Source organism: Caballeronia choica, from assembly GCF_001544535.1.
Taxonomy (GTDB): Bacteria; Pseudomonadota; Gammaproteobacteria; order Burkholderiales; family Burkholderiaceae; genus Caballeronia; species Caballeronia choica.
In genome coordinates this window covers 1-4505 of record NZ_FCON02000310.1, presented here as the reverse complement: position 1 = coordinate 4505, position 4505 = coordinate 1, and the positions used below count along the sequence as shown (strand labels likewise).

The 4505-nt window shown below is 58.2% G+C and carries 5 protein-coding genes; 3 read left to right on the top strand and 2 right to left on the bottom strand.

Annotation, left to right across the window (positions count from 1 at the left end; all coding sequences use genetic code 11):
• A partial coding sequence (locus AWB68_RS42980) for a transposase (protein WP_143282038.1) occupies positions 1-240 on the top strand: 240 nt, incomplete at its 5' end.
• Positions 241-551: 311 nt separating this feature from the next.
• Positions 552-1907: an ISKra4 family transposase gene (locus AWB68_RS42970; RefSeq protein ID WP_160110183.1), complete on the top strand. Its 1356-nt coding sequence runs from the start codon at positions 552-554 to the stop codon at positions 1905-1907.
• 911 nt (positions 1908-2818) lie between these two features.
• Here the strand turns inward: AWB68_RS42970 and AWB68_RS50420 are convergent.
• Both AWB68_RS50420 and AWB68_RS50415 read right to left on the bottom strand, forming a co-directional pair.
• Positions 2819-3781: a hybrid sensor histidine kinase/response regulator gene (locus AWB68_RS50420; RefSeq protein ID WP_235028834.1), complete on the bottom strand. Its 963-nt coding sequence runs from the start codon at positions 3779-3781 to the stop codon at positions 2819-2821.
• Positions 3699-4364: a histidine kinase dimerization/phospho-acceptor domain-containing protein gene (locus AWB68_RS50415; protein ID WP_235028835.1), complete on the bottom strand. Its 666-nt coding sequence runs from the start codon at positions 4362-4364 to the stop codon at positions 3699-3701. The genes AWB68_RS50420 and AWB68_RS50415 overlap by 83 nt, the downstream gene beginning before the upstream one ends.
• Between AWB68_RS50415 and AWB68_RS50410 the strand changes: the two genes are divergently transcribed.
• The coding region (locus tag AWB68_RS50410; protein ID WP_235028836.1) for a hypothetical protein at positions 4257-4505 on the top strand (249 nt) is incomplete at its 3' end. The two genes, AWB68_RS50415 and AWB68_RS50410, sit on opposite strands and share 108 nt — an antisense overlap.

Here is a 4505-nt window from a genome sequence, read left to right as displayed (position 1 = left end):
CATCGCCGCCGACTTCGCGAGCGTGGCATCAGACCGGTCATCGCCAGGCGCCGCACCGAACACGGCAGCGGCCTGGGCAAGTTTCGTTGGGTCGTCGAACGGACTCATTCGTGGCTCCATGGTTTCCGTCGTCTTCGTATTCGCTTCGAACGCCGATCTGACATTCATGAAGCGTTCATCAAACTAGCCTGCTCACTCGTCTGCTGGAACATCCTTAGCCGAACTGAGCGGGCTTTTTGAACTGGCCTTTTAAGGTTTTCGGGGTTGGGGCGGCGCAGCCGCCCCCCGTTCCCTCATCGCTTTTGCACTGACTTTCGTAATGGCGTCGTTAATGTCGGCGATATCGAGCGCCGTAGAAGAGAGTGAACCAAATCATGGGAGGTAATTTCCGTCGACTTGACCGCCGTCATAGACGGCGTGACGGTGCCGGACCCGATGGGATACGGTGCTTGGAATCTGCGAAGTTTCTAACGAAAAAATCTCAGCGAGCCCGCCCGGCAGACTGGCCGTATCAGCTACGCTGGCGACGTTGCCAACCGATCGGAGTTGCTATGCGACTGATCATCGAGGCCCGCCTGGAGGGTGAAGAAACGAGTGAGCCTGAAGCGACGATTGTTGCTGTGGTGGAACGAAAAGACCGCAGCGTCGCCGACCTGGGACTCACACTTGCCGAAGGTCGCGCCTTGCTCGCCGAGGTTCAATCGTTACTGGTATCGGAGCAGACTGCCAGGTGGATGGAGAGCCAATTGGCTTGCCACCGTTGTGGCTCGATGCTGGCGCACAAGGACGCCCGGTCGATCGTGCTGCGAACCGTGTTTGGCAAGGTCGACGTGCCGAGTCCGAGGCTGTGGGCGTGCAACTGCGCGGCAGAACAAGGGCAACCGCGCCGCTCCGTGAGTCCGCTGTGCAAAGCCATTCACCAGCGTGTGACTCCGGAATTGGAGTACCTGCAGGCCAAGTGGGCCGCACATCTACCCTACCGTCAGACCACTGAGCTGCTTCGAGAGGTCCTTCCGCTGGACAAAGGGATTTCCTTCGGTAGTACTCGCCGTCGAATCCTCGCCGTCGGTAGCGCGCTGGACGCGCAGATCGAGCGCGATATCGCGTCTGGACCAAAAGCGGTCAGCGCAGAGCAGGCTCGCGAATCGACCACCGTCGGCTGCGTGAGCGTCGACTCGGCGTGGCTGAGCTTCAGCAGCAGCCCCAAGAGCCGCAAGGCGGCGCGCAACCTTGCGGAGCTGAAATCGCCTTGGGCGCAGAAGTTGACGCGGGATCGACATGTCAACATCGTTGCGGGCCGGGCAACTCTTGCTGATCGCACCCCGCGTCTCTACGCGTACGTGCATAAGCTGGTGCCATCGGCGCCCGCGCGGCTGGACCAATTTCTCTTTGCAAGCGGCGTGGCTCCAGACGAGCGAGTCACCGTGATCAGCGATGACGCTGGCGAATTCGGCAAGGCTGTGGACGGCAGCCAGCTCGCCAGGGGAAGGATACTGGACTGGTTTCACATCGCGATGAAGTTCAAGGCTGCCAAGAACTCGGTGTTAGGAAGCCAGACCATGGAGCCCCACGAGCGAATCGCTGTAGAGACAGAGATCGATCACGCCAAGTGGCTGGTTTGGCATGGAAAGGGCCGGCAATCGGTGTCCCGCATCAAGGCCCTGGATGCCACGCTGTTGGCGAAGGAAGGCTATGAGCACTCGACGTTGTACTGGAACCTGCGCCGCCTGTACTTCTACATCCAAAACAACGCCGGTACGCTCGTGAACTATGGCACGCGCTATCACAAGGGGCTACCGATCAGCAGCAGCATTGCCGAGTCCGCGGTGAACCTGGTGGTCAGCCATCGCATGGCGAAGAAGCAACAAATGCGATGGACGGACGAGGGAGCGCACTGCCTGGCATAGGTCAGAGTTGCTGTTCTCAACGAAGAGTTCTCGGTTAAGAAACTTGCCGTGTTGACCAAGACTTCTGGAGCTGCAAACTCGCCGAGTACGCGCCGAGCGGCGTGAATTGACCTCCCACGGTTTGGTTCACTCTCTTGAAAGTGACATAAAGCTGCAACTCTCGATGGGGTGGTGCGTTGATTGGTGTGGGTTTCCGGCGACCGAGGGGGTTACATTTTTAGTTCGATTGACAGCAGCGTCCTGCATGCCGTGCCGTATGACAAGCTCGCAGACATCGACCAAGGCGCGATAATCGAGAACAAGCGTCTTGGTCATGCGTTGCAGGTCGCGCGAGCGCTACAGGCGCAACGGGATAACCGTCGGATCTCAGGCTCGCCGTCTCGCACAAATCGAGGTGCGCCGGTACGCACACCCAAGCCGTTGCCCGGCACGAAGAAGTCGCGCGCATTCACCCGAGCCGATCTGGACTTGGCAATCGCGCAGGTCGCGCAGCAGTCGAAGACGCCTTCAAAACCTGGCCAGCGGTCTGCTCGCACTCGCTAAACGGTCTGACACGCCCCTGTCCGATCAGGGCCGTCCTTCAACACTACGTGAATTCAAACCGTTGAAGACAGCTTTCACAACCAACCAAAAACACGACATCTGTACTTAGCCGGCGGTACGACATTTCAATTTTGCTTTGACAAGTAAGGCCCTCGAGAAACGGCATCCTTGATTAACTCCCGTTATCAACGATGCGGTTTTTAAGGGGCCGGTTGAGAGAGGTTGAGACGATTTTTACTGATGATGTCTCTTCACTTCGAAACAGCAAGAGTTCGCTGCACGCATTAAATGAGTAATGTAGTCCGGGAGCGAACCGTGGTACGCGCGGTGGATCCCATTCACTTGTAGGTAGGCGTGGTTGGAGGAGGTCAACAGCGAGTGCTTATAGCGGCCAGCAACTGGACTACGTCGACGGGTTTCGTAAAATGAAAGTCGAAACCGGCAGCCTTCGCTTTCCGAAGATCTTCCTGCTGGCCCCAGCCTGTGATGGCGATAAGCAGCAGCGGAGTTCCATGGATCACTGCTCGCATGCGGTTAGCTAGCTCATATCCGCACATGTCCTGTAACCCTATGTCGAGAAGCGCCACGTCAAACTCCTGCTCACGAGCGACCTGCAGGGCGGCTTTTGCATCAAGTGCACGCCAGACGGTGTTACCTTCTAATTCAAGCAGCATAGCGAGGCTTTCCGCCGCGTCTGCATTGTCGTCGACAACCAAGATGCGGCGGGCCCGCGATCGGAAGGCGGGCGCAGGCGGCACATCGACATGGGCCGGAAGCGCGACAGAGAGTGGCAGTCGTACGATGAACTCGCTGCCCTGGCCAACTCCCGCGCTGTGCGCCGAGACCGTTCCTCCGTGAAGTTGCGTGAGCAATCTGACCAGCGCCAACCCGACACCAAGTCCGCCCTGCGAATATTGCTTTCCACCGGGCAGTTGTTGGAACAAACCGAAAATGGACGGCAGATCCTCGGCGGGAATGCCGATACCGGAGTCACGGACAACAATGATGGCCTCGTTTTCGTCGCGATGCCCCGAAAACCAAATGTCTCTGCCTGGCGGCGTGTATTTCGCCGCGTTATTTAACAAGTTTTGCATGATCTGGGACAGCCTTGTCGGATCTGCTTCAACTAGCACCGGCTCTGACGGGACAGATATGACCAATCGGTGCCTTGCTGCGCTTATTCTCGGCCCGGATCCTTCGACGGCAACATGCATTGCACCGGCGAGGTCCACCTGCGCCAGCCGCAGTTCAATTCTTCCCTCTTTGAAGCGCCCGACATCGAGGAGATCGTCCACAAGATGTGACAGCTGGTCCAATTGCCGATCGAGCACGCCGTACGCCCACCCTACCTGCCCCCCCGTCCAGTCCTTCAGCCCTCAGTAGATCAACCACGCTGCGCATGGGAGCAAGCGGGTTGCGTAGCTCATGGGCGAGCGTCGCCAGAAATTCGTCTTTCTGCCGGTCCGCTCTCCGCAGTTCTTCCTCTACCCCGCGTCGTGCTTGGAGAGCGCGTTCCGCATTGTTCCTCGCCTTGACCAGCTCTTGTTCGAATTTGTGACGGTCTGAAAGGATCATAAAAGCGAAGTGGTCAAAGGCGTCGCTTCCGCTTTCAACACGGCGAACGTTGAGCAGCATGGGAATGCGGCGGCGGTCGCGGCTGAGGATTTCGAGCTTTAGTTCCGCAACGGATCGCTGAATCTCAAGCAGCGGTCCCCAGTGCGTTTGCTGGAACAACTTTCCGCCAACCGTCAGAAGGTCGGATACCTTGCGTACGCCGACGAGCTCGTGCAGATCGTAGCCTAGCCAATGGCAAAAGACGGGATTGACCCGGAGGATCGTACCGTTGATCTCGGCGATCAAAAGGCCGCACGCAGCCTGCTCGAAACAATTTCCGACCGGGCGCAAGTCAGGCACCTCGCTCAAAGATCGTGGGCACCCAAGAATCGCTCCATCGAGGCGATGCTCGCGTTCGGCGCACTTACTCATAAGTCAGGAATTTTGCGGACACATGCTCTATGCTTGAGCGATAGCTCTTACGAGGACGCCCATGAAAAG

Coding starts and splice junctions, on each gene's coding strand:
- AWB68_RS42970 (WP_160110183.1), top strand. CDS start 552: ATGCGACTGATCATCGAGGCCCGCCTGGAGGGTGAAGAAACGAGTGAG.